Source organism: Bradyrhizobium sp. SZCCT0153, assembly GCF_018129995.1.
Lineage (GTDB): Bacteria > Pseudomonadota > Alphaproteobacteria > Rhizobiales > Xanthobacteraceae > Bradyrhizobium > Bradyrhizobium japonicum_G.
In genome coordinates this window covers 1,253,697-1,275,250 of the sequence record NZ_JAFCKS010000002.1, presented here as the reverse complement: position 1 = coordinate 1,275,250, position 21,554 = coordinate 1,253,697, and the positions used below count along the sequence as shown (strand labels likewise).

Annotated in this window: 23 protein-coding genes; 9 read left to right on the top strand and 14 right to left on the bottom strand. The window is 64.1% G+C overall.

The window, feature by feature from the left end; genetic code table 11:
* Window positions 1-18: 18 nt before the first annotated feature.
* The 4 genes from JQ572_RS13585 to JQ572_RS13570 form a co-directional block, all read right to left on the bottom strand.
* Window positions 19-1,272: a serine hydrolase domain-containing protein gene (locus JQ572_RS13585; protein WP_211383496.1), complete on the bottom strand. Its 1,254-nt coding sequence runs from the start codon at window positions 1,270-1,272 to the stop codon at window positions 19-21.
* A gap of 210 nt (window positions 1,273-1,482) precedes the next feature.
* Window positions 1,483-3,717: a hypothetical protein gene (locus JQ572_RS13580; RefSeq protein ID WP_249128973.1), complete on the bottom strand. Its 2,235-nt coding sequence runs from the start codon at window positions 3,715-3,717 to the stop codon at window positions 1,483-1,485.
* Between the two features lie 143 nt (window positions 3,718-3,860).
* Window positions 3,861-4,157, bottom strand: a complete 297-nt coding sequence (locus tag JQ572_RS13575; RefSeq protein WP_211383494.1) for a hypothetical protein — start codon at window positions 4,155-4,157, stop codon at window positions 3,861-3,863.
* 258 nt (window positions 4,158-4,415) lie between these two features.
* On the bottom strand, window positions 4,416-5,390 hold the full coding sequence (locus JQ572_RS13570; protein ID WP_410050518.1) for an AraC family transcriptional regulator: 975 nt from the start codon (window positions 5,388-5,390) through the stop codon (window positions 4,416-4,418).
* Between the two features lie 178 nt (window positions 5,391-5,568).
* On the opposite strand from JQ572_RS13570, the gene JQ572_RS13565 reads away from it, so the two are divergent.
* Entirely contained in the window at window positions 5,569-6,339 is a 771-nt protein-coding gene (locus JQ572_RS13565) for an alpha/beta fold hydrolase (RefSeq protein ID WP_211383492.1), read from the top strand.
* 119 nt (window positions 6,340-6,458) lie between these two features.
* On the opposite strand, the gene JQ572_RS13560 is transcribed toward JQ572_RS13565, so the two are convergent.
* Entirely contained in the window at window positions 6,459-7,355 is an 897-nt protein-coding gene (locus tag JQ572_RS13560) for a LysR family transcriptional regulator (RefSeq protein WP_211383491.1), read from the bottom strand.
* Between the two features lie 282 nt (window positions 7,356-7,637).
* On the opposite strand from JQ572_RS13560, the gene JQ572_RS13555 reads away from it, so the two are divergent.
* From JQ572_RS13555 to JQ572_RS13545, 3 genes are all read left to right on the top strand, one after another.
* The gene (locus tag JQ572_RS13555) at window positions 7,638-8,372 is read left to right on the top strand and encodes an SDR family NAD(P)-dependent oxidoreductase (RefSeq protein WP_211383490.1); all 735 of its coding nucleotides are present in this window, start codon (window positions 7,638-7,640) and stop codon (window positions 8,370-8,372) included.
* 86 nt (window positions 8,373-8,458) lie between these two features.
* Entirely contained in the window at window positions 8,459-8,869 is a 411-nt protein-coding gene (locus tag JQ572_RS13550; protein ID WP_211383489.1) for a nuclear transport factor 2 family protein, read from the top strand.
* Window positions 8,870-8,880: 11 nt separating this feature from the next.
* Window positions 8,881-9,513: a class I SAM-dependent methyltransferase gene (locus JQ572_RS13545; protein ID WP_211383488.1), complete on the top strand. Its 633-nt coding sequence runs from the start codon at window positions 8,881-8,883 to the stop codon at window positions 9,511-9,513.
* Between the two features lie 116 nt (window positions 9,514-9,629).
* Here JQ572_RS13545 and JQ572_RS13540 read toward each other — a convergent pair whose 3' ends face one another.
* From JQ572_RS13540 to guaA, 3 genes are all read right to left on the bottom strand, one after another.
* Complete coding sequence (locus JQ572_RS13540) at window positions 9,630-10,100, bottom strand: hypothetical protein (RefSeq protein ID WP_249128972.1); 471 nt, start codon at window positions 10,098-10,100, stop codon at window positions 9,630-9,632.
* 71 nt (window positions 10,101-10,171) lie between these two features.
* Complete coding sequence (locus tag JQ572_RS13535) at window positions 10,172-11,074, bottom strand: HNH endonuclease (RefSeq protein ID WP_211383487.1); 903 nt, start codon at window positions 11,072-11,074, stop codon at window positions 10,172-10,174.
* A 70-nt stretch (window positions 11,075-11,144) separates the two neighbouring features.
* Entirely contained in the window at window positions 11,145-12,743 is a 1,599-nt protein-coding gene (guaA, locus tag JQ572_RS13530) for a glutamine-hydrolyzing GMP synthase (RefSeq protein WP_211383486.1), read from the bottom strand.
* Between the two features lie 151 nt (window positions 12,744-12,894).
* Between guaA and JQ572_RS13525 the strand changes: the two genes are divergently transcribed.
* From JQ572_RS13525 to JQ572_RS13515, 3 genes are all read left to right on the top strand, one after another.
* A complete protein-coding gene (locus tag JQ572_RS13525) occupies window positions 12,895-13,266 on the top strand; it encodes a nuclear transport factor 2 family protein (RefSeq protein ID WP_211383485.1) in 372 nt (123 codons plus the stop codon).
* 250 nt (window positions 13,267-13,516) lie between these two features.
* Window positions 13,517-13,849, top strand: a complete 333-nt coding sequence (locus JQ572_RS13520) for a DHCW motif cupin fold protein (RefSeq protein ID WP_211383484.1) — start codon at window positions 13,517-13,519, stop codon at window positions 13,847-13,849.
* A 258-nt stretch (window positions 13,850-14,107) separates the two neighbouring features.
* Window positions 14,108-14,317: a cold-shock protein gene (locus JQ572_RS13515; RefSeq protein WP_007592195.1), complete on the top strand. Its 210-nt coding sequence runs from the start codon at window positions 14,108-14,110 to the stop codon at window positions 14,315-14,317.
* Between the two features lie 116 nt (window positions 14,318-14,433).
* On the opposite strand, the gene JQ572_RS13510 is transcribed toward JQ572_RS13515, so the two are convergent.
* Together JQ572_RS13510 and JQ572_RS13505 are read right to left on the bottom strand one after the other, a co-directional pair.
* Window positions 14,434-15,732 (bottom strand): RsmB/NOP family class I SAM-dependent RNA methyltransferase, encoded by a 1,299-nt coding sequence (locus JQ572_RS13510; RefSeq protein WP_211383483.1) that lies wholly within the window; start codon window positions 15,730-15,732, stop codon window positions 14,434-14,436.
* Window positions 15,733-15,766: 34 nt separating this feature from the next.
* Window positions 15,767-16,189 carry an MAPEG family protein gene (locus JQ572_RS13505; protein ID WP_211383482.1) on the bottom strand — a complete coding sequence of 141 codons (423 nt, stop codon included), beginning with the start codon at window positions 16,187-16,189 and terminating at the stop codon, window positions 15,767-15,769.
* Window positions 16,190-16,339: 150 nt separating this feature from the next.
* Between JQ572_RS13505 and JQ572_RS13500 the strand changes: the two genes are divergently transcribed.
* The gene (locus JQ572_RS13500) at window positions 16,340-16,975 is read left to right on the top strand and encodes an acriflavin resistance protein (RefSeq protein WP_211383481.1); all 636 of its coding nucleotides are present in this window, start codon (window positions 16,340-16,342) and stop codon (window positions 16,973-16,975) included.
* A 70-nt stretch (window positions 16,976-17,045) separates the two neighbouring features.
* A complete protein-coding gene (locus tag JQ572_RS13495; RefSeq protein ID WP_211383480.1) occupies window positions 17,046-17,888 on the top strand; it encodes a metallophosphoesterase family protein in 843 nt (280 codons plus the stop codon).
* Window positions 17,889-17,897: 9 nt separating this feature from the next.
* Here JQ572_RS13495 and JQ572_RS13490 read toward each other — a convergent pair whose 3' ends face one another.
* The 4 genes from JQ572_RS13490 to JQ572_RS13475 form a co-directional block, all read right to left on the bottom strand.
* Entirely contained in the window at window positions 17,898-18,194 is a 297-nt protein-coding gene (locus JQ572_RS13490) for a hypothetical protein (protein WP_211383479.1), read from the bottom strand.
* 150 nt (window positions 18,195-18,344) lie between these two features.
* Window positions 18,345-19,367 carry an NADP-dependent oxidoreductase gene (locus tag JQ572_RS13485; protein ID WP_211383478.1) on the bottom strand — a complete coding sequence of 341 codons (1,023 nt, stop codon included), beginning with the start codon at window positions 19,365-19,367 and terminating at the stop codon, window positions 18,345-18,347.
* Window positions 19,368-19,539: 172 nt separating this feature from the next.
* Entirely contained in the window at window positions 19,540-21,033 is a 1,494-nt protein-coding gene (gene guaB, locus JQ572_RS13480; RefSeq protein ID WP_211383477.1) for an IMP dehydrogenase, read from the bottom strand.
* Between the two features lie 187 nt (window positions 21,034-21,220).
* Entirely contained in the window at window positions 21,221-21,469 is a 249-nt protein-coding gene (locus JQ572_RS13475; protein ID WP_211383476.1) for a hypothetical protein, read from the bottom strand.
* Window positions 21,470-21,554 lie beyond the last annotated feature (85 nt).

The following is a 21,554-nucleotide window of genomic DNA, read 5'->3' as shown; positions in this document are numbered from 1 at the left end:
AGACGGTGGGGGTTCGGCTCAGCCGCCCGCCATCAGCTCTTTCGCCAGCGCCATGTAGGCCGGCAGCGTCACGGGATCGTTGGCGGCGTTGCCCGCTGCGGGGTGCGACGCGTAGCGCGCGATCACCATCTCGGCCCTGGGATCGATGTAGATGCCCTGGCCGTGGACGCCGCGCGCCATATAGGCGCCGTGCGCATTGTGCGTGACCCACCATTGATTGCGGTAGGAGGCCCCAGGCAGCGTGGTGTAGCCGGCCGGCTTGAATTTTTCGGGATCGCCGCCCCGCGCGATGTCCTCGACCACGGTTGACGGCACGATTTGGCGGCCGTTGAAGCGGCCGTGATTGCGCATGGTCTCGCCGAAGCGGGCGAGATCGCGCAAGGTGGTGGACAGGCCGCCACCGCCGCTCTCGGTGCCGATGCGATCGACGTGATAATGCGCGTCCTCTTCCGCACCCATGGGAGTCCAGATGCGCTCGGAGAGCAGGTCGGACAGCGTCATGCCGCTGGCGCGCCTGATGATCCAGGCAAGCACGTCGGAATTGACGGTCTTGTAGGCAAACGCCTTGCCGTGCTCACCCTGCTTCTTCTGCGCGACTAGGAAATCGAAAATATTGGTGGGACCGTCATAGCCGGGCTCGATCGGCGCCATGCCGTTGGCGCGCCGCAATCCCCACACGGCGGAATTCCTGTCGGTGTAGATTTCGGTGTAGGCGAGGCCCGTGGTCATATCCATGGCCTCGTGCACGCGCGCATCGCCAAAGGCGCTGGCCTTCAGCTCCGGCACGTAGTCCGTGACCGGCGCCTGCGGGTCGATCCTGCCTTCCGCGATCAAGATGCCGGCGAGCGTGCCGGTGAACGATTTCGTCACCGACATCGCGATATGCGGCTTGTGCGGCTTCAGCGCGCCGAAATAACGCTCGTAGATCAGCTTGCCCCGGTGCAGCACGGCGATGCCGTCGGTGTATGTCTCCTCCAGCATTTTCGCGAACGTCATGGGCCGGCCGTCCATCGTGGTCGAGGCGACCGCGCCGATGTCGTGATCCTCGCGCGGCAGCGGCGACGCCGGCCCCGCCCCGCGCCAGACGTTCACGGTGGGCACCAGCTGGCGGATGTTGCTCCAGGCCCAGCGCAATTCGGGGAAGCTGCGGAACGAGCCGTTCTGGAAGGTGATGGTGCGGTCCGGCGCGGGCGGGGAGCCCTTCATCCAGCCGAGGGTTTCGGGATCGGTTTCGGTGGCGGAAGGATGGTCGGGCATGGACGCGGCGGACATGAACACTGGCTCCGGAGAGAACGATGCCGGTGTCGTATCATGGGCTCGCGCAGCGTACATCTCGCGATTGCGCCGGGGTGCTGCGCGACAATCAGCACGGCGGCCGGAACACAACAACGAAATCCGTCGATAGAGCCGACGGCGCACCTACGATGTCATGATCGCAGGTGCGCCGCCGCCCGTGATGCCGATGGTCGTCAGGTCAGCGCCTTAGCCCTTTCGCCCGGTGCGCTTCTTTGCCTTCGCCGCACGCTTGCGCCCCGGCGCCGCTGCGCGCGCGGATCCGCTTTCCCTGCGGCCACCGGTGTCGGCGGTCAACTCGGGACGCAATCTGGCGAGCTTGGCGCGGTCCGGCAGCATGTCCGCGAAGCCGTCGAGCACACGCGGCGCGGCCGCACCGTCGCCGCCGACAGCCATCGCCCGGGCGCCTGCCGGCGCCGCGGTCCGGCTGAGAGCCTGCAACCGCCGGCACGCTTCGCCGAGGTGATAGGCCTCGCCGCCGAGCGCCACCCATGTGCCGACCTCGGGATGCAGCACGAGATTGGCCGAATGGTTGTCGGTATCGCTGGTCGGATAATCGACGAACACGTCGACCCCCGATTGCACGCCGACCATCACGCCCTGCGCCGACCACGACACGGCGACGTCGACGCGGTAGCGGCCCGGCTTCTCGAAGGCAAAGCCCGCCGTGCTCCAGAACACCTTCGCCGAGGCCGTGATGCTCTTGCCGGGCTCGAGCTCGCTCAGCTTGGCGTGCTCGCACAGGATCACAAAGGGCCTGACCGGACGCTCGCGCCCCTCGGCATCGGTGACGGTGATCGATGCGAACAAGGCCTCGATGCTGACGTCGTTCGGCGCGCGCAGCGACACGCCGCTCGTGTTCGTCATCGTCCACGACAGATCCAGCGGCTGGCCGAGCGCCACACGGCCTGTCGTAGCCGTCACCGTCAGCGCCAGCTCGGAGGAGTCGAAATCGTGCCGGTCGGCGGCTTGCGGCGCACCGGTCGGGAACCAGCTTGCGAACGGCCATCCACCGGGACGAATGACCGGGTCCGGCATGTGGTTGAGGTGATGACGGACGTTGGTGTTGTGTGCGAGCTTGATCTGATCGGGGAACACGCCGGGTGCACCGGTCGCGGGACCGCCGAGCACGTCCGCGACGCTCGGCGTCGTGGTCATGATCGAGTTGTCGGCCGCCGTCTCCTGCTCCTGATGGATCTGGTTCAGGGTGTGCGTCAGCTCGTGTGTCGCGCTGCGCAGGAACGCACGCGGCACGTCGCGCTGCTTCTTGTTGGCGGCGAGGCCGAAGTTCGAGGAATCCCCGACGGGATAGCCGTCGTCGGAGAAGCTGGCGCAGCCTTCGCGGGGAACGCCGATCTGGTCGTACATGATGCCGCGCGAGCACCCGAGCTTCGCGGGCACGACAATCATGTGCACGCGCCATTCGGTGTCGAGATTCGTCGCGGGATTGCGCACATTGGTCATCAGCGCGTGCAAATCGGCCGAGCTCCAGCAATTGGTCGGCGTCACGCCTGATGGCACGGGGACGTTGAGCTGGTCCTGCACGACCGAGAGCTGCCAGCCGGTCTTGGCGAAGACCGTGTCGAAGAACTCCGTGCCGCCGGCGCCATCGGGCACCGGCGCGGGCCGCACGGCCCCCACCAGCGTGTCGATTTCAAGCGTGCAGCGCCGGAAGAATTTCGACACCCAGGCAAGCGTGATGCTGCCCTTGTCCACGCCGCCTTCGAACAGCCGTCCCTGGTAGAACGGCCCGCCGGTCAGGGAGAACGGAAACGGCGCCGGCACCTTTGAAAGCTTCATCGTCACGGTGCGCGACGGCGTCGCCGGGAACGTGCCCTTGAACTGGCCGACCGGCGGCTGCGTGTAGTTGAACTGCTCGGCTGTGATTGTCAGCTCGCACTTCTTTGGGAACGGCACCGCGACCGGCGCGGACACACTGGTCACCCTGAGATAGGAGTGATAGCGCGCGCGAGGGAAGATGGGGATCCTCGGCCTGAGGATCGGTGACGGAATGATGGGGTTGTCGAGCGCGCTGAGCGAACCGGCGAGGCTCGTCAAGCCCGAGTCCGCCCCCTCCTCTTCGTCCGTGCCGGCACCCACGACAGGCAGCACCGGCCCCGGGATCGGACCGATCACCGGCCGCTTCGAATAGAGATCGCCGCTGACGATCAGATGGTCGGCGCCGCCGTCGGGCGCGGAGCGATCGACGCGCAGCGTGCCTTCGAAGGTCACGAAGCCCGCGGTCGGCCTGAAGTTGATCTGGTAGCAGCCTTCGCGGAAGTCGAGCCTGCAGAGCCTGAAGGGCGGAAACGGCTGCAGATCGGTTGTGGCCGGCTGGTCGCCGGACTCGTCATCGCCGAAGCTGATCTGGCGCGATAGGGGTACCTGCGGCTTCATCGCCGGCTCGACCGATGCCGGGGTCATGTTTGAAAGGCTTCCACTCGATTCATGTTCTGAGCAATTGCACATGTCGTCTTCTCCCTCGTTGAAACGTAGGCGATCGACGTGAGCGGGCTCGTTCGCGGGTACACCCGCGTTATTTCGGTCAGCCAGGGCGTGCGCAAATCCTACGCGCGCCGATAAATCACATGGCAGCTCTCTGAATCCGTAAACTCAAATCGGTCGGGGTGCAGTGAAATCCGATAGGTCACAAGTTCGTCGGTCGCCGTCCCCACGACGAGCGTTTCGGAGTCTTCCAGGCGGTAGATTCCCGCGTCCCACCACACCATGCCCTGCCCTTCCCCGCGGGTGCCGCGGTAGGTGCCGGTCGAGAACGTGAGAGTGGCGGGATATTTGTCCGCACACGCAGCCGCCGTGGCCTTGGTCCACGTACCAACCATGCTCTGTCCGTGTTTGTCAGCCATAGTGTCTCCATAGCTTTTCATCGACCGAGCGGTGATCCGCCGGCTGAAAGCTATCTCAACATGCCGTTCTGGCGTGTGCAGCTCATTTCAAGCTGATGTGGTGGCGGGTCTATCAATCAACCCAATTCACCACGTTCAATCACAGCAGGTACTTTATCGCAGGATTTATGCGAGCGTGCGTGTGAAGGGGTTCACATGGAGGTGCGACAATTGAGCACCGGCGCGAAAGCTCGACATGGCGTGCGGCGTCGAAGCCGTTCAGTCCGCATCTTTGCTTTCATCAAGGCGTTGAGCGGTCCGGTAGCGGCCGGGCGACAGGCCGTGATGTCGATGAAAGATTTTTGAAAACGCCGCCGCTGTCTCGTAACCAACCCGGCTCGCAATCCGTGCGATGGGCTCGTCGCTGGTTTCGAGCAGGAACACCGCTTCCGCCATCCGGCGTTCGATCACATAGCGATGCATGGACTGGCCGACGAGCCTGGTGAAGCGCGCTGAAAATACCGAGCGGCCGAGCCCCACGCGGTGGCCGAGGTCGCTCAGCGTCCAGGGCCGCTCCGGGTTTTCGTGGATCAACTTGAGCGCCGGTCCGATATGCGGGTCGGATATGGCCCCGAGCCAGCCGCCCTGCCCGGGACTGAGGGACGCGATCCAGCTTCGGAGTGCCTCGACAAAGAGCACTTCCGTCAGTCGTGAAAGCGCGACGCGTTGGCCGGGACGCTCGAGCGCGGACTCGCTGACCATGCGGCGCAGGATGGCTTCGAGCCAGCCACCGTCCGCCGTCGGCTTCAGCAGCAGCACGGGCGGAAGCAGTTCCAGCACGCTGCCAAGCAGCGGCCGTGACACGGTGAAATTGCCGCAAATCATCGTCGCGAGCGGCTTTGCACGGCTGCCGTGACGAACGACGCCAAGACGCGGCGACGATCGATCGATATCCACAATCCGCAAAGGCTTGGCCCGGCGATCCGAATAAAACTTGTGGGGCTCGCCGCGTGTGATGACGACAAAATCGCCCTCGGTCATCTGGATTTCTTGTCCCTGTTCGAGCGCGAGGGTCGCCGAACCTCTGCTGAGATAGTGAAACAGCGCGTAGGGGCGCGCCGGCAGCTCCAGATTCCAGGGATGGCCGAGCTCGAAGTGGAAGAGCAACGTTCCACCGAGACGAACGCGATCGAGCACCTGGGCGAGGATATCCATGCCGGAGAAGCTAATCCGATGGACGATCGGACACAACATCCGGACGATTGATCTCTATCGTCCGAAATACCCGCGCACTAGGTCATGTCGCGGCGGGCCGACGTCACGTGCGGCAACCATGTCGCCAACGGCGGATGGAAAAAACCGCAACCTTGCTGGAAACGCCTGTCCATTCCCCCGGACTTTATTCCGTCCGACATGCCAACAGGAACAATCAATGCGAAATTTCCTATTCTCAGCCGCCACCGCACTCCTGGCCGGATCGCCATTGGTCGGCTCCGCCCATTCCGCCGAACTGCCCAGGGGTGCAGCCCACAACATCGTGCTCGTGCACGGCGCTTTCGTGGACCAGACGAGCTGGCAGCCCGTTGCCGACATTCTCACGAAGAAGGGCTATCACGTCACGCTCGTGGAAAATCCGCTCACCTCGCTCGCCGCTGATGTCGATGCCACCAAACAGGCGCTCGCGAAGCAGGACGGCAAGACAGTTCTGGTCGGCCATTCATGGGGCGGCGTTGTGATCACGCAAGCCGGCAACGATCCCAAGGTTTCGGCGCTGGTCTATGTCTCCGCGTTTGCGCCCGAGGTCGGTGAATCCCTGGCGTCGCTGGCCAAAGCCGGCCCGCCGACCGAAGGCGGCAGCGCGATCCATCCCGACGCGAAGGGCAATCTGTACATCGACCCCAAGGTGTTTCCGTCGGCCGTCGCGGCTGACCTACCTCCGGAGATCGCCGCGCACCTCGCCAACTCGCAGCTTCCGTTGAACCACGTTGCGTTCGAAGCTCCCGTCGACATTGCGGCCTGGCACGACAAGCCGACGTTCTATGTCATCAGCACGAAGGACAAGGTGCTCGCGCCCGAGGCCCAGAAGTCGTTCGCAGCCAGGATCAAGGCCCAGACGACGGAAGTCGCCGGCAGCCATGCCTCGCTCGTCGTCCATGCGAAGCAAGTCGCTGAAGTCATCGAGAAGGCAACGCTCGCGAAGTGACAACCTTGCTCCCGGCATTTAAGTGTCGGGAGCAGTCTACGTTTGCTCAGAGAAGGATTGGAGGGTTGCTTCCGGGATTGCCCGGGAGGCCCCGCTAACACCGGCAGCACTGCCGCGCGTCAGTCGCGCGATATCGACAGGCCCGCGAGAAGCGGCGCGTACGCGGCGAGCCTGCGGGATACGAACTCCGTGAAGAGCCGCACGCGCTTCGTCTTGCGTGTCTCCCCCTGTGTGAGAAGCCAGAGCGTTCCGTACATGTGCAGATCGGTGCCCGGCACCCTCACCAGCAGCGGGTCGGCATCGCCGACGAAGCAAGGCAGTGTCGTGATCCCGATTCCTTGCCTGACGGCAACGATCTGCGCCTCGGCGTCCGTGATCCTGAACGGAACGCCGGTGGTGCGAACCTCACCCTCGCTGGCCCAATCCGGAATTCCATGAATGCTGATGACGATCCACCTGACAGGATCAGGCGCGCCGGCGCGCCACGCGGCCAGTCGATCCCTGGACATGTAGATGCCGCCGAACACCTCCGGTCCCTTCAGGCCGTGAAGATTGAGCGGCAGGGTCTTGCGGTCGTAGACGACGCGGATCGCGACGTCGGCCTCCCGGTTGGTCAGATTCGCCAGCTCGCCGGACGACAGGATCTCCATCTCGATGTCCGGATGCAGACGCGCGAAATCGGCGAGATCAGGCATGAGCAGGTGTGTCGCAAGCGGCGGCGCCAGCGTCACCCGCAGGAGCCCGCGGACGCCCTGGTCGCGCCCGAAGACGCGCGTCTCCAGCAGGTGCGACGACGCCTCCATCTGGTCCGCGAACTCGAGGACCTCCTCGCCCGCAGCCGTCAGGCGGTAGCCCGAAGGCAGCTTTTCGAACATGTGGACCCCGAGGCGTTCCTCGAGCTGCGCGATGCGTCGCAGCACGGTCGCGTGGTTCACACCGAGGCGCTCGGCGGCAGCCCGCACCGAGCCTCCGCGCGCGACGGCAAGAAAGTAGCGAACGTCATCCCAGTCGATCATGGTGCAATCCCGCACCGCGCGGTGCGCCTTCCAGAGCCGTGTCCAACCCATCGAACAGCATCTCGTATGTGGGTGGCGCGGGGCGATTATCATAGCCCAGACCGGCAACACGGCCCAATTCCGAACGGCAGACACCGATCCTCGCGGTTGGAGTCAGTCGTCCAACCGGATCGATTTCGCACCACCGATGTGCGCGCTTCCGCACTCACCACCTGACGCCGGCAGACCCATCTCGGGGTTCTCGGGGACAGATGCTGTCCCGACACCACGAACGGAGAAGTTATGGGAAAGCTTGAGGGTAAGGTTGCCGTCGTCACGGGCGGATCGAGCGGCATGGCGCTGGCGAGCGCCAGGCGGTTCGTCGAAGAAGGCGCGTATGTCTTCATCACGGGCCGGAAGCAGGAAGCGCTCGACGCTGCCGTCAAACTGATCGGCCGGAACGTGACCGGCGTGCGCGGCGACGCGGCCAATCTCGACGACCTCGACCGCCTGTTCGACACGGTCACGCGGGACAAGGGCAGGATCGACGTCCTGTACGCGAGCGCCGGCATCGGCGAAGCTGTCCCGCTGGGCGAGATTACCGAGCAGCATTTCGATGCGACCTTCGGCCTGAATACGCGCGGCACGCTGTTCACGGTTCAGAAGGCGCTGCCGCTGTTTCGCGATGGCGGATCCATCTTCATGACCGGGTCCGTTGCGTCGGTGAAGGGCTTTCCCGGTTACGGCGTCTATGCGGCGAGCAAGGCGGCGTTGCGCTCATTCGCACGCACCTGGCTCAACGAATTGAAGGGCCGGAATATCCGGGTGAACGTGCTGAGCCCGGGGCCGATCGCCACACCGATGCAGGACCAGGTTCTCACCGAGGAAGCGAAGCGGATGTTCGAATCCCTGATCCCGCGGGGGACGATGGGTCGTCCCGAGGAAATTGCGGCGGTCGCGCTGTTTCTCGCTTCAGACGATTCCAGCTTCGTGAACGGGGTGGAACTGTCTGTCGACGGCGGCTTCTCGGCGATCTGAAGGCCCACAACGTTCCTACCGACAGGGACACGACGCACGCGATCGGATCCAGCGCGATCCGATCGGAGCGAAATGGAGAAACGACTGTGAGCACCGAGACGAACGTTCAGACCGTGAAGGACTTCTTCGCCGCGATCGGCCGCGGCGACAGGAAAGCTCTGCTGGCGCTGGTCGCCGAGGACATCGAGTGGATCATTCCGGGCGAAAACTGGCCGCTGGCCGGCACGCACCGCGGGCACGACGGGCTCGCCGATTTGCTCGAGACGGCATCCAAAACGATGGAAACCTCCACGGAGCCCCGCGAGTTCATAGCGCAGGGAGACCGGGTCCTGGTCGCAGGTTTCGCGACGGGAAAGATCAAAGCCACGAACAAGCCGTTCAGGGACGACTGGGTTTTCGCCATGACCGTTCGAAGCGGCAAAGTGACTGACATCAGGGAGTACGTCGACACGCAGGCCCTGGCGCGGGCCGCGCGCCCGTCGAATGCCCAACCCTGAAGGAGAACACGATGTACGACCAATCCAAGCTATCCGAGTTGATCCGGTTCGCACGAATAGATGCGGGCTCCACCGTCATCGACGTTTACCCGGGCGACGGCGACTGGACCCGTCTCTTCTCCGACATCGTCGGACCCGGCGGACGGGTCTACAGCTTCGTGCCGGCCGAAGTCGCCCACTTCAAGACCGATCCGGTCGGCCGCATGCGGACACTTGCGAAGGAACCGGGCCGAGAGAATGTCGAAGCCGTCTCGGCGGACCTCGTGGCGATGCCGCAGGCCACGCAGCCTGCGGACGTGCTGTGGCTGCACCTGTTCTACCACGATCTCCACACCGCGCTGATCCAGGCCAAAGGCGCGACGGCGGCCCAGTTCAATCGAGCTGTCTACGAGCGGCTGAAGCCCGGCGGGCGCTACGTCATCATAGACCACGCCGCCGCCGTCGGGGCAGGCACAAGCGAGGCCCCGTCGCTGCACCGGATTGAGCCTGCATCCGTTCGCGACGAGGTGGAGGTAGCCGGCTTCGTCCTGGACGCGGAAAGCACCCTGCTCGCGAACAAGGACGATGCACACGCGATCAAGGTGTTCGATCCCTCGATCAAGGGCAAGACCGATCGCTTCGCCTATCGGTTCGTGAAGCCCTGACGGGTCGTAGCCGACGTCATCTCGACCTCCGCAGCGGGTTGCCTCGATGTCTTCGCTGGACTTGTTCGCATCCGCTGCGGGTCGATTACAGTTCTTGAGCTCTCGGTGCAGCCGGATTACTTTTTAGTCGCGCCCTCAGATGGCTGCTCTGCCGACCCGCCGATTTTCTTCGAGACCACGTAGACGTCGACGCCGCTCATCGAGCATTCCTCGCTTGATGCCCGGCTGTTCGTGATGACCTCGATCTTCGTGCCATCCTTGGTGTGAAACGTGATGTCGTAAACCTGCTGGTAGAGGTCTTTGCCGATCTTTTCGGATGCGAAACGAACGGCCCTGGTCTGCGCCTCGATCACTGATGGGATATCAATCAACCCGGCGTTCTTGAGGTGCGTGAGGGCCATGTTCGTGGGCCAACTCGCGCAGTCCGGAGACTTCGCCAGAGCCACCGCAGCCGGCATAGCAAATATTGCGGCCATCACCACTTTCAACGCGGCGCGCATCAATGCACCACCGCGATGGTGTGGTCGCCACTTTCCCGGATCTTCCCCGTTCAAGATCGCACTCCATTGGCTGTCGTGGCGTCCCATGATCACTCTCGATATCTGTACGGGGTATTGCACTTCAAGTTGGAATCCGCCCAGCAGCCTTGCTTACATGTTCATTGCTTAAAGCAATGCTCGCGATGCCACTTTAGAAAATGCGGATGAGGTCGGTCCGATGGCCTCTCGGGCTCAAGGGCACGACCGGTCCTGTTGATGACCGATCGAACGCCGTCCACGTCGTTTGTCTGGCGCGAGATCAGTATTTCCAGATCATCAGCCAAGCTGATCAGACCGCGATCGAACATCCAATGAGCGGTACCGGATAAAGCAATCGCATTGCTCACGATATCCGGCCCATTTGCCTCCACAGGCCGAATGTGCGCCGCCGCGACTTCTGCGCGCCCCATTCCATTAATGAGCTTCAGCCCGGTAATGGCGCAGCGCTCATCGTAGGCACGCAGTACAATCCGGCGAAAGACGCGGTCACGCAGAACTCTCGATACAGTTAGGCTGACGCGATCTCGCTGTTGCTCAAATATGAACGGAGCCTGCTGCTTTTCGTCAAATTGAGACAACTGAACATCGGTATCAACGCGGGGCAGCAGCGGTGCGCCTTCCGCAAAACCGAGCTCGAATATTCTGTTGAAATCCTCCGGCGAGATTGGTCGGACTGCCGACTGAGCACGCCCCGAAATTCGCCCCTGCTCATTCAGGACGCCGCGTTCGACAGGACCAGCTGGCCCGTTGAAGGAAACCGGATTGGCAAAATCGAGGTAACTTCCGGGTTCGATCAGAGCGAGGTACATCCCCGGAGTGCCTGGATCGGGAATGACTTGCTGAACCCGAGCAATCGCAAAGTAGCCGCGCGTTTCGGCGACTTTGCTCGGCTCATAATAGATGATCCAATCGCCGATGCATGCTTCGACGCGACGAAAATACTGACTGGGAAACTGATACCGTTCAGCCGGGCTGTCATCGTAGATCGAGTCCGATCGATGGATGAAAACCCCAAATCCCATGATCTATGCCGCGCATCCTCTCCGGGAAGTGGCGCCCCACTTCAGTGATGTTGAACCACAGGAGCGCCCCCTACTCCCACTCAATCGTCCCAGGCGGCTTGCTCGTCACGTCGTACACCACCCGGTTCACGCCCTTCACCTCGTTGATGATGCGCGTGGCGGTCTCGCCGAGGAATTTCATGTCGAACTGGTAGAAGTCCGCGGTCATGCCATCCGTTGATGTGACGGCGCGCAGGCCGACCACAAAATCATACGTGCGGCCGTCGCCCATGACGCCCACCGTCTTGACCGGGAGCAGCACGGCGAAGGCCTGCCAGATGTCGTCGTAGAGGCCGTGCTTGCGGATCTGGTCGATGTAGACGGCATCGGCCTTGCGCAGGATGTCGAGCTTGTCCCTGGTGATCTCGCCGGGGCAGCGGATGGCGAGGCCCGGGCCCGGGAACGGGTGGCGGCCGACGAAGATTTCGGGCAGGCCGAGCTCGCGGCCTAGCTTGCGCACCTCGTCCTTGAACAGCTCGCGCAGGGGCTCGACGAGCTTCATGTTCATGCGCTCGGGCAGACCGCCGACATTGTGGTGCGACTTGATCGTCACCGAGGGGCCGCCGGTGAAGGAGACGCTCTCGATCACGTCGGGATAAAGCGTGCCCTGCGCCAGGAAGTCGGCGCCGCCGATCTTCTTGGCCTCGTCCTCGAACACCTCGATGAAGAGACGGCCGATGGTCTTGCGCTTGGTTTCGGGATCCGTGACGCCTTCGAGCTCGCCGAGGAATTGCTTCGAGGCATCCACGTGCACGAGCGGGATGTTGTAGTGGTGGCGGAATAAATCGACCACGGTCTTGGCTTCGTCGAGGCGCAGCATGCCGTGATCGACGAACACGCAGGTGAGCTGGTCGCCGATGGCTTCGTGGATCAGCACGGCCGCCACCGCTGAATCGACGCCGCCGGAGAGGCCGCAGAGCACCTTGCCCTTGCCGACCTGGGCGCGGATCTTGGCGATCTCCTCCTCGCGGAAGGCGCGCATGGTCCAGTCGCCGGAGAGGCCGGCGATCTTGCGCACGAAATTGCGGATCAGCTTTGCGCCGTCGGGCGTGTGCACCACTTCGGGGTGGAACATCAGGCCGTAATATTTGCGCGTCTCGTCCTGGATGATCGCGAACGGCGCGTTCGGCGAGGTGCCGGCCACCGAGAAGCCCGGCGGCATTTTCGTGATGCGGTCGCCATGGCTCATCCAGACCTGGTTCTTGCCGCCGGGCGACCAGACGTCCTCGAACAGCTTGCTCGGCGCCTTGACCTCGACGTCGGCGCGGCCGAATTCGCGGTGATGGCCGCCCTCGACGGTACCGCCGAGCTGCTCCGCCATGGTCATCTGGCCGTAGCAGATGCCGAGCACGGGCACGCCGGAGGCGAAGATCAGCTGCGGGGCGCGCGGCGAGCCGGCCTCGTGCACCGACTCCGGCCCGCCGGAGAGAATCACCGCTTTCGGCTTCATCTCCTTGAAGGCCTCTTCGGCCTTGTTGAACGGGACGATCTCGCAATAGACGCCGTCCTCGCGCACGCGACGCGCGATCAGCTGCGTCACCTGGCTGCCGAAGTCGACGATGAGAATCTTGTCATGCGCCGAGGCCACGGAGGGCGTCGACGCGGAACGGTCGGTCTGTGCTGCTGTCATGGCAAGCAGATACGCGACGGCGCGACGACCCGCAACCGCGCAGGTTTGCGCGCCCACATCCTTCTTTGGGCATGGACAAACCGATATAGGTAAGTATTATTGACCTAATGTGCCCCGCTGCTCAAACAGGGCCCGATCAGGGAGAACGCTTGTGTCACAGCACCATCCGCCATCATCGCTTGCCGCGCTCGGCCGAACCTGGGTCGAGGCCTGGAATACTGGCGATCTCGAGCGCGTGCTCACGCTCTACGACGAGGCCGCAATGATGACCTCGGACCGCATCCCCGCGATGGGGTTCGATGCCAGCGGCACCGTGCGCGGCAAGGACGCGTTGCGGGCGTATTGGGGCAAGGCGCTCGCCCTGCTGCCGAACCTGCACTTCTCGCTGATCGATGTCTTCGTCAGCCCTGACAGCGTCGTGGTGTTCTACGAGAACGAGCGCGGCAAGCGGATCTGCGAATATCTGCGGGTGAATGATGCGGGGTTGATCGTGCAGGGATCGGCCAACCATTTGCCGCACTAAAGCGCGATGAGATTGGGATGAATCGTCATCGCGCTTTAGGTTCTTGTTTGAGCATGATCTTTTCGGAAAACCGCTTCGTACTTTTCCGGATCATGCTTTAGCCCATCCGCGTCATTGCGAGCGCAGCCAAGCAATCCAGAAGGCCGCTGCGAATGCATTTCTGGATTGCTTGGCTGCGCTCGCAATGACGGAGACTGCGGCGCGCGCGTGCGCTAACACTCCGCCCGCCGGCACCGAGACAGGACACAGCATGAAACTCCCCGCCTCCCCCTTCACCGTCACCGACTGGAGCAAGGTTGCGCCGACCACGCATGCCGGCGAGACCGGGCAAGCCCAGTGGCGTACGCTCAACATCGGCGATCTCCGGGTGCGGATGGTCGAGTATTCGCCGGGCTATCTCGCCGACCATTGGTGCGATCGCGGCCACGTGCTCTACGTTCTGCAAGGCGAGCTCGACAGCGAGCTGCGCGACGGGCGCAAGTTCAAGCTCACGGCGGGGATGAGCTACCAGGTCTCGGATTTCGGCGACGCCGCGCATCGGTCCTCCACGGCGACGGGAGCGACGCTTTTCATCGTCGATTGAGGTGCCCCGAACGGTTAATTTGCACCGCAAAATAGCAAACCGAATGGATATCCCGAGCCGCGGGTGGTGCCTTGAAGTGGCCCCAAAATCTCGCTATATTGTGATCATCGATACTTGGCCGAACGACTGGGCCGCTTCGCTTCGTTGCTGACGGGCGCGCACGCTTCAGATGATTTCTCCAACATCGACTGATCAGGACTATGGGCGCAATAGTGCGTACCGGTCTGCGTGTTAACTTCTTAAGCAAAGGAAATTCCCATGGCTATGGGCACCGTGAAGTGGTTCAACAATCAAAAGGGCTTCGGTTTCATTCAGCCGGATGACGGCGACAAGGACGTGTTCGTGCACATCAGCGCCGTCGAGCGCGCTGGCCTCTCGACCCTCAACGAGGGCCAGAAGGTCTCGTTCGACATCGTCGCCGATCGTCGCAGCGGCAAGTCCTCCGCCGACAACCTCCGCGTCGGCTAATCGCCACGCAAGAGCGCTCTGACCACGGACGTACCGGCAGAGCGTAGAGTTGGAAAGCCCCGCGACCGGGTTCCGGTTCGCGGGGTTTTTGTTTCTGGGGGGCGAACGAAGCCGCGTTACGCCTTCTTCAACACCGAGATGAAGAAGCCATCGGTTCCGGTGCGCCGCGGCGTCATCAGCCACCCTTCCGGCGATTGCAGCGCCGCTTGGGCGAAGTCGTCCGCCTTGTCCCAGAGCACGCTCGCGGTCTGCTCGGGCGGCACCACCGCGAACTCGGGATGACGGCCCATGAACGCTCTCACCTGCTCACCGTTCTCTTCCGCCAGCACCGAACAGGTGATGTAGGCGATGCGGCCGCCGGCCTTGACCAGCGGAACCGCGCGATCGAGCACCGCGGTCTGGTCGCGCAGACGGATCTCCAGCGCGCCCGGCCGCATGCGCCATTTGGCGTCGGGGTTGCGGCGCCAGGTTCCGGTCCCCGTGCAGGGCGCGTCGATCACGACGAGATCGGCGGTGGCGCTGATGTCGGCCAGCGGATCGGCCTCGCCCTTGGGCGTGCGCACGTCGGCATTGTGGACGCCGGCGCGCGACAGGCGTTCGTGAATGGGCGCAAGTTGCCGCTTGTCGCTGTCGGTCGCGATCAGCCGGCCCTTGCCCTGCATCATGGCGGCGAGCGCCAGCGTCTTGCCGCCGGCCCCCGCGCAAAGATCAATCACCTGCTCGCCGGGTTTTGCCGCGGTGAACAGGGCCGCAAGCTGCGATCCTTCATCCTGCACTTCAACGGCACCCTTGATGAAATCCTCCTCGGCCTGGATGCCCGGGTTGCGCGCATCGGCCGAAAGCTCGATGCGCAGGCCCGTTGCGGACCAGGGCGTCGGTTTCGCATGAAGATGAGCAAGCGCGCCCAGCACCTTGTCGCGATTGGATTTTAGCGTGTTGACGCGCAAATCGAGCGGGGCCCGGCTGGCCATCGCGGCGGCCTCCGCCGCGCGGTCCTCGCCGAACACTTTTGCCAGATGCGAATCGAGCCATTCCGGATAGTCGCCGGCGATCGCGGCCGGGGCACCCTCAAGGGAGCGCGAGGCGAGCGCGGCCTGCTCGGCCTCGGTGAGCGGAGCCGGCGCGAAGCGGCTGCCGTCGAACAAGGCGGCCATGGTGGCCGCATCCATGTCGCGCTCGAGCCGGAGCATGCCGATCAGCCGCGCCCGCGCGGTATCGGCATCCATCAGGAAGGCGCTCGAGGCGTAGCGACGCAGCACGTCCCAGACCAGGCCGGCGATGGCGGCGCGGTCGCCGGAGCCGGCAAAGCGGTGCGCGGTGCCCCACTCCTTCAACGCCTTGGCCGCGGGCACGCGGTCTCTCTCGACGGTGTCGATCAGTTCGATGGCGGCGGACAGCCGGGCAGCGGGAGTCATTTGAATCTTTCAGATCAGGATTGGCGCGCAAGCGTCAGATCAGCAACAGCATTCTCAGCGCGAAATAGATCCACATCGCGAGCAGCACGAGCACGCCGGCGAGCCAGATCGTCGAGCGCCGGCCAAGGTCGTTGGAGGAGACGAACACCCCGGCATGGGCGAACCGTGTCACCACGAACACCCAGGACATCAGCACGATGAAGAGATCGGCGTGGCGCAAGGGAAGTGCCAGCGCGATCAGGGCATAGAACAGCATCGGCAACTCGAACTGGTTGCGGTAACAATTGGCGATTTGCGTGGCGCCCTTGGGCCAGTTCGGCTCGCCCAGCGCAATGTCGCGGATCCTGGTCTCGCCGGAGACCAGCGCTTTCCGGCGCCCGAAGACCATGCCGATCAGGAGCGCGAAGGTGAGACCGACCTGCACGAAGACAGGCAGCAGGACCATTTGAGCAGACATCGGAACTTTCCCGTAAGGCGGAACGCCGCGGACCGTCATTAGCCGCGACCGTTGGCGCTGACAATCGACGAGTTGAACCGGCGTTCCCGATCCGGCGACCAAATGGCGATCGTTAAAGCGACTTTTGCCACTTTGGGCGCAAGGCGAGCCATGAACACCCTCTTCAGCCAGATCGCCGGCCTGACCGTCGTTTGGTCCGAATCCGCTAATGGCCAGTTCAGCATCCTGATGTCGGCGCTGTCAGGCATCGCGGCGGCGCTCGCGGTGGCGCTGGCGATGTCGGTGTACTTCCGAATGAGCTACCGGACCTGGCGCGATGTCGTCAGGCATGGCCTCGCGGCGCTGGCCGCGGCTGCCTTGCTGGCCTTTGCCGCCTACGACATGCGTCACGCCGCGATGGCCTATCTCGGCCTCAACCCGTCCAAGCCGGCGGTCGAGTTCGAGATCCGCATGCCCAAGGAGACGCTGACGGCGGCGGCCGACAGCCAGATCGAGCTGCACACTGACCGCAACCAAACGCTGGCGCTGGTCGACGGCGTGCGGGACATCGGCGATGGCCGCTCCGTGCTGCGCGGCGCGGTGGCGCTCAAGCATCGCACCGCAGACCGCGTGCTGGTGGTGAACCTGCCCGGCAAGGGCACCTTCGAATTCCGCCTTCGCCTGCCGGCAGAGCCGCATCGCACCGAGCTGTTCGGACCCTGGCACCTCGCCGACCGCATCTCCTCGCCGCTTACCGGCAACGCGGCGGCACAAGACGCCTACACGATCCGCTACCGCGTGTTTTAAACTTTGTTCGCTGCGATGCATGCCCGCACCGTCATCGTTCCGACGCGCGACCACGGATATGATTCATCCCATGTCCGAATTTCGCCTCACGCAGATTTCCGACACGCATCTTCGCCGGCGCTTTCCCGGCCTGATTGCGAACTTCCACCGCGTCAGCGAGCACATCGACGCTGACAGGCCCGATCTCGTCGTCAACACCGGCGATGTCTCGTTCGACGGGCCGACCAGCCGCGACGACGTCGCATTTGCCAAAGGCCTGCACGACGCCCTGCCCGTCGCCTGCCGCTACCTTCCCGGCAATCACGACATCGGCGACAATCCGACCGCGATCGGCCCGGCACCGAAGCCGCCGGTCGAAGAAGCACACCGCCGGCAATTCTGCGACATCATCGGCGAGGACCATTGGTCGTTCGAGGCCGCGGGCTGGCGCTTCATCGGCCTCAACACGCTGGTGATGAATTCAGGGCTCGCCTTCGAGGCCGAACAGTTCGACTGGCTCGCTTCCGAAGTTTCACGCGTGAACGGCAGGCCGGTCGCGCTGTTCCTGCACAAGCCGATGTTCCTCAACCTGCCCGACGATGCTGAAACGCCGGAGACCTCGATCCGCTACGTGCCGCAGCCGGCCCGGGCGCGGCTGATCGAGATGTTTGCGCATGTCGACCTGCACCTGATCGCCAGCGGCCACGTGCACCAGCGCCGCGACTTCACCTATAGGCACACCCGCCACGTCTGGGCGCCGTCGGCCGGCTTCAAGATCAACGACGCGCGGCAGGACCGTATCGCGATCAAGGAAGTCGGGCTCGTGGAATACCGCTTCCAGCCCGACGGTTTCGAGGTTCGCCACGTCAGGGCGCCGGGCCAGGTCGACGTCGATATCGAGGAGTTGTTCGCCCAGATGGGTGGCGAGCACTAACAGCGATCGTCAGGCGACGCTCTTGAGGTCCTGCTGGATCGCAGCCAGCAGGGACTGCAGCGCCGCGCTGTCCACCGGCTTGGCCCCGGCATTGGTAGGCTGGACATTGTCAGGCCGCGCGGCTTTGACCGGACGCCTGGGGAATGGCGGCATGGGTGTGGGCATCGCGGACTGCGCGAACGTGTCGGCGTCCTCGGTGTGAACGAACTTGCCATGGATGACGTCGTCGCGACGGCCCATGACAAACATGGTCGCCCAATATCCGGCAGCCAGCAGGATTACGCAGAAAACAACAATCTCTAACATCATCGCACCTGAAATATGCGCAATGATTCAATGCCTTCGTGGGTCCGTCAATGAACCGACGGTCACACCTGCGGCTTTTACGGGCGGGTGTGGCCGATCGGTCACTCTTTATTAACCATATCCGGACCCCGAGGGAGCCGGAGCGGCGGATCAAACCTTATCCGGCCCGACCCGCACCAGCTGCTTGCCGAAATTGGCGCCCTTCAGGAGCCCCATGAAGGCACCGGGCGCGCTCTCCAGGCCCTCGGTGACGAACTCCTTGTACTTGACCTTGCCGTCGCGAACCCAGCCGGACATGTCGCGCAGGAAGTCACCATGGCGGGAGGCGAAGTCGGAGACGATGAAGCCGCGGAAGGTCAGCCGCTTGGTCAGCGTCGCGCGCATCATCGAGGCCGCCCATTTCGGCGGCTTGGCCTCGGTGTCGTTGTAATGGGCGATCAGCCCGCAAACCGGCACGCGCGCGAACGGATTGAGCAGCGGGAAGACCGCCTCGAATACGGCGCCGCCGACATTCTCGAAGTAGACGTCGATGCCTTTCGGGCAGGCCTCCTTCAGCTTCGCGGCCAGATCGGGATCGCGGTGATCGATACAGGCATCGAAGCCGAGCTCCTTCACGACGTAATCGCATTTGTCCTTGCCGCCGGCGATTCCCACCGCGCGCGCGCCCTTGATCTTCGCGATCTGGCCGACGGCCGAGCCGACCGCACCGGAGGCGCCGGCAACGACGACAGTCTCGCCTTCCTGCGGCTTGCCGATGTCGAGCAGGCCCGTATACGCGGTCATGCCGGGCATCCCGAGCACGCCGACAGCCGTCGAGATCGGCGCCAGCTTCGGGTCGATCTTGTTCAGTCCCTTGCCGTCGGAGATCGCGTGCGTCTGCCAGCCCGTGCGCGACAGCACGATGTCGCCCTTGGCGAAGTTCGGATTGTTGGAGGCTGCGACCTCGCAGACCGTACCGGCTTCCATCACGCCGCCAACGGGCACCGGCGCTGCATAGGACGGACCGTCGCTCATGCGCCCGCGCATGTAGGGATCGAGCGACAGCCAGATCGTGCGCAGCAGGACTTCACCTGCCGCAGGCGTCGGCACAGCGAATTCCTCGATGCGGAAATCGGACGGCTTTGGCTCACCGACGGGACGCGCGGCGAGAACGATGCGTTTGCCTTGGGACATGATGACTTCCTCCTGATTATGCTTCGGCGCGAACGGAAGCGGAGGGAGGCAGCTGCGTCAATACAAAAGCAGTGGAGCGCGTTGTCGCCAGCCGTGCGTTCCTCCGGACGCGCCGCAGCGCACCGCTGAACAAGCGCTGCGCTGCGTCCGGGGCACGAGAGCAGCGCGGAAGCTAACCCCCGCCCGGATAGTTCGGCGCTTCGCGCGTGATGGTGACGTCGTGGACGTGACTTTCGCGCAGGCCCGCGCCCGTGATGCGAACGAACTGCGCCTTCTCATGCAGCTCCTTCATGTCCTTTGCGCCGACATAGCCCATTGCGGCGCGCAGGCCGCCGGCGAGCTGGTGCATGACGTTGCCGACCGGGCCCTTGTAGGGCACCTGGCCTTCGATGCCTTCAGGCACGAGCTTGAGCGCGTCCTTGATGTCCTGCTGGAAGTAACGGTCCGCCGAGCCGCGCGCCATCGCGCCGACCGAGCCCATGCCGCGATAGGCCTTGTAGGAACGGCCCTGCCACAGGAACACTTCGCCGGGCGTCTCGTCGGTACCGGCAAGCAGCGAACCGACCATGGCTATGTCGGCGCCGGCCGCGAGTGCCTTGGCGAGGTCGCCGGAGAACTTGATGCCGCCGTCGGCGATGACGGGAATGTCGGACTTCTTCGCCGCTTCCACCGCATCCATGATCGCGGTGAGCTGCGGCACGCCGACGCCGGCGACGATGCGCGTGGTGCAGATCGAGCCCGGGCCGATGCCGACCTTGATGCAGTCCGCGCCCGCATCGATCAGCGCCTGCGCGCCTTCGGAGGTCGCGACGTTGCCGGCGACGACCTGCACGGAGTTGGACAGGCGCTTGATGCGGTTCACCGCGTGCAGCACGTGACGGGAATGGCCGTGCGCGGTGTCGACGACGACGAGGTCGACGCCGGCATCGATCAGCCGCTCGGTGCGCTCGAAGCCGGTATCGCCGACCGTGGTGGCGGCGGCAACGCGCAGGCGGCCCTGCGCGTCCTTGCAGGCGAGCGGATGGGCGACCGCCTTCTCCATGTCCTTGACGGTGATCAGGCCGACGCAGCGATATTGCTCATCGACCACGAGCAGCTTCTCGATGCGATGCTGGTGCAGCATCCGCCGCGCCTCGTCCTGGCTGACATTCTCGCGCACCGTGACGAGACCTTCATGCGTCATCAGCTCGGAGACTTTTTGCCGGCGATCGGTCGCAAACCGCACGTCGCGGTTGGTGAGGATGCCGACCAGCTTGCCCGGCGTGGACTTGCCGGCGCCGGTGACGACGGGAATGCCGGAGATGCCGTGATCGCTCATCAGCTTGAGCGCGTCGTCGAGGCTGGCTTCGGGACTGATGGTGAGCGGGTTCACCACCATGCCCGACTCGTAGCGCTTGACCTGCCGCACCTGCGCGGCCTGCCCTTCAGGGTCGAAATTGCGGTGGATGACGCCGAGGCCGCCGGCCTGCGCCATGGCGATCGCCATGCGCGCTTCGGTGACTGTGTCCATGGCGGAGGCCATGATCGGGATGTTGAGGGGAATGGCGCGGGTGACGCGGGAACGGATGTCGACCTCGCCCGGCATGACGTCCGACAGGCCCGGCTTCAACAGCACGTCGTCGAACGTGAGGGCTTCGCGAATGCCTTGAAGTTGCACCGTGGCCATCTTGCCAACTCCTTCCAGCGGCCCTGCCGCAAATAGCTATGGATGAGCGCCGCCCTCGGCGTACCTTGCGGCAACGCCGGAGAATCGGAGCCCATCGGTGGGGTTGACGCGGGTCGATAGCACGGCTGAGCGACGAATCAAAGCAAATCGGACCGCTGGCCAGCCATGCACAGGCATTTTGGGTAAATCAGCGTGGATTGCCCGGCGGCAGGCCGTGCCGGCGGATCGCATCCACGACCTCCCGGTGACGCCGATCCTCCCGCTTCATGTGCACCGCGATGAGGGCGTGGGCCGACGGCACCGGAAGCAGGACGTGGAAGACCAGGCCCAAAATCGCGCAGACGACGCACAGCACGAGGTTGAGGATCGCCCCGAACGGCTGTCCGTTCAGGAGCAGCCCGATAGGCGGCAGCAGCGCGGCAAGCAGGTAGATCATCGCGCCGTCTCCGGCGCGGCGCGACGCCCCTGGGGGTCACACCGTTGTTACGCGGGATTTAGGTGCTATGCGTTGAACCGCAATG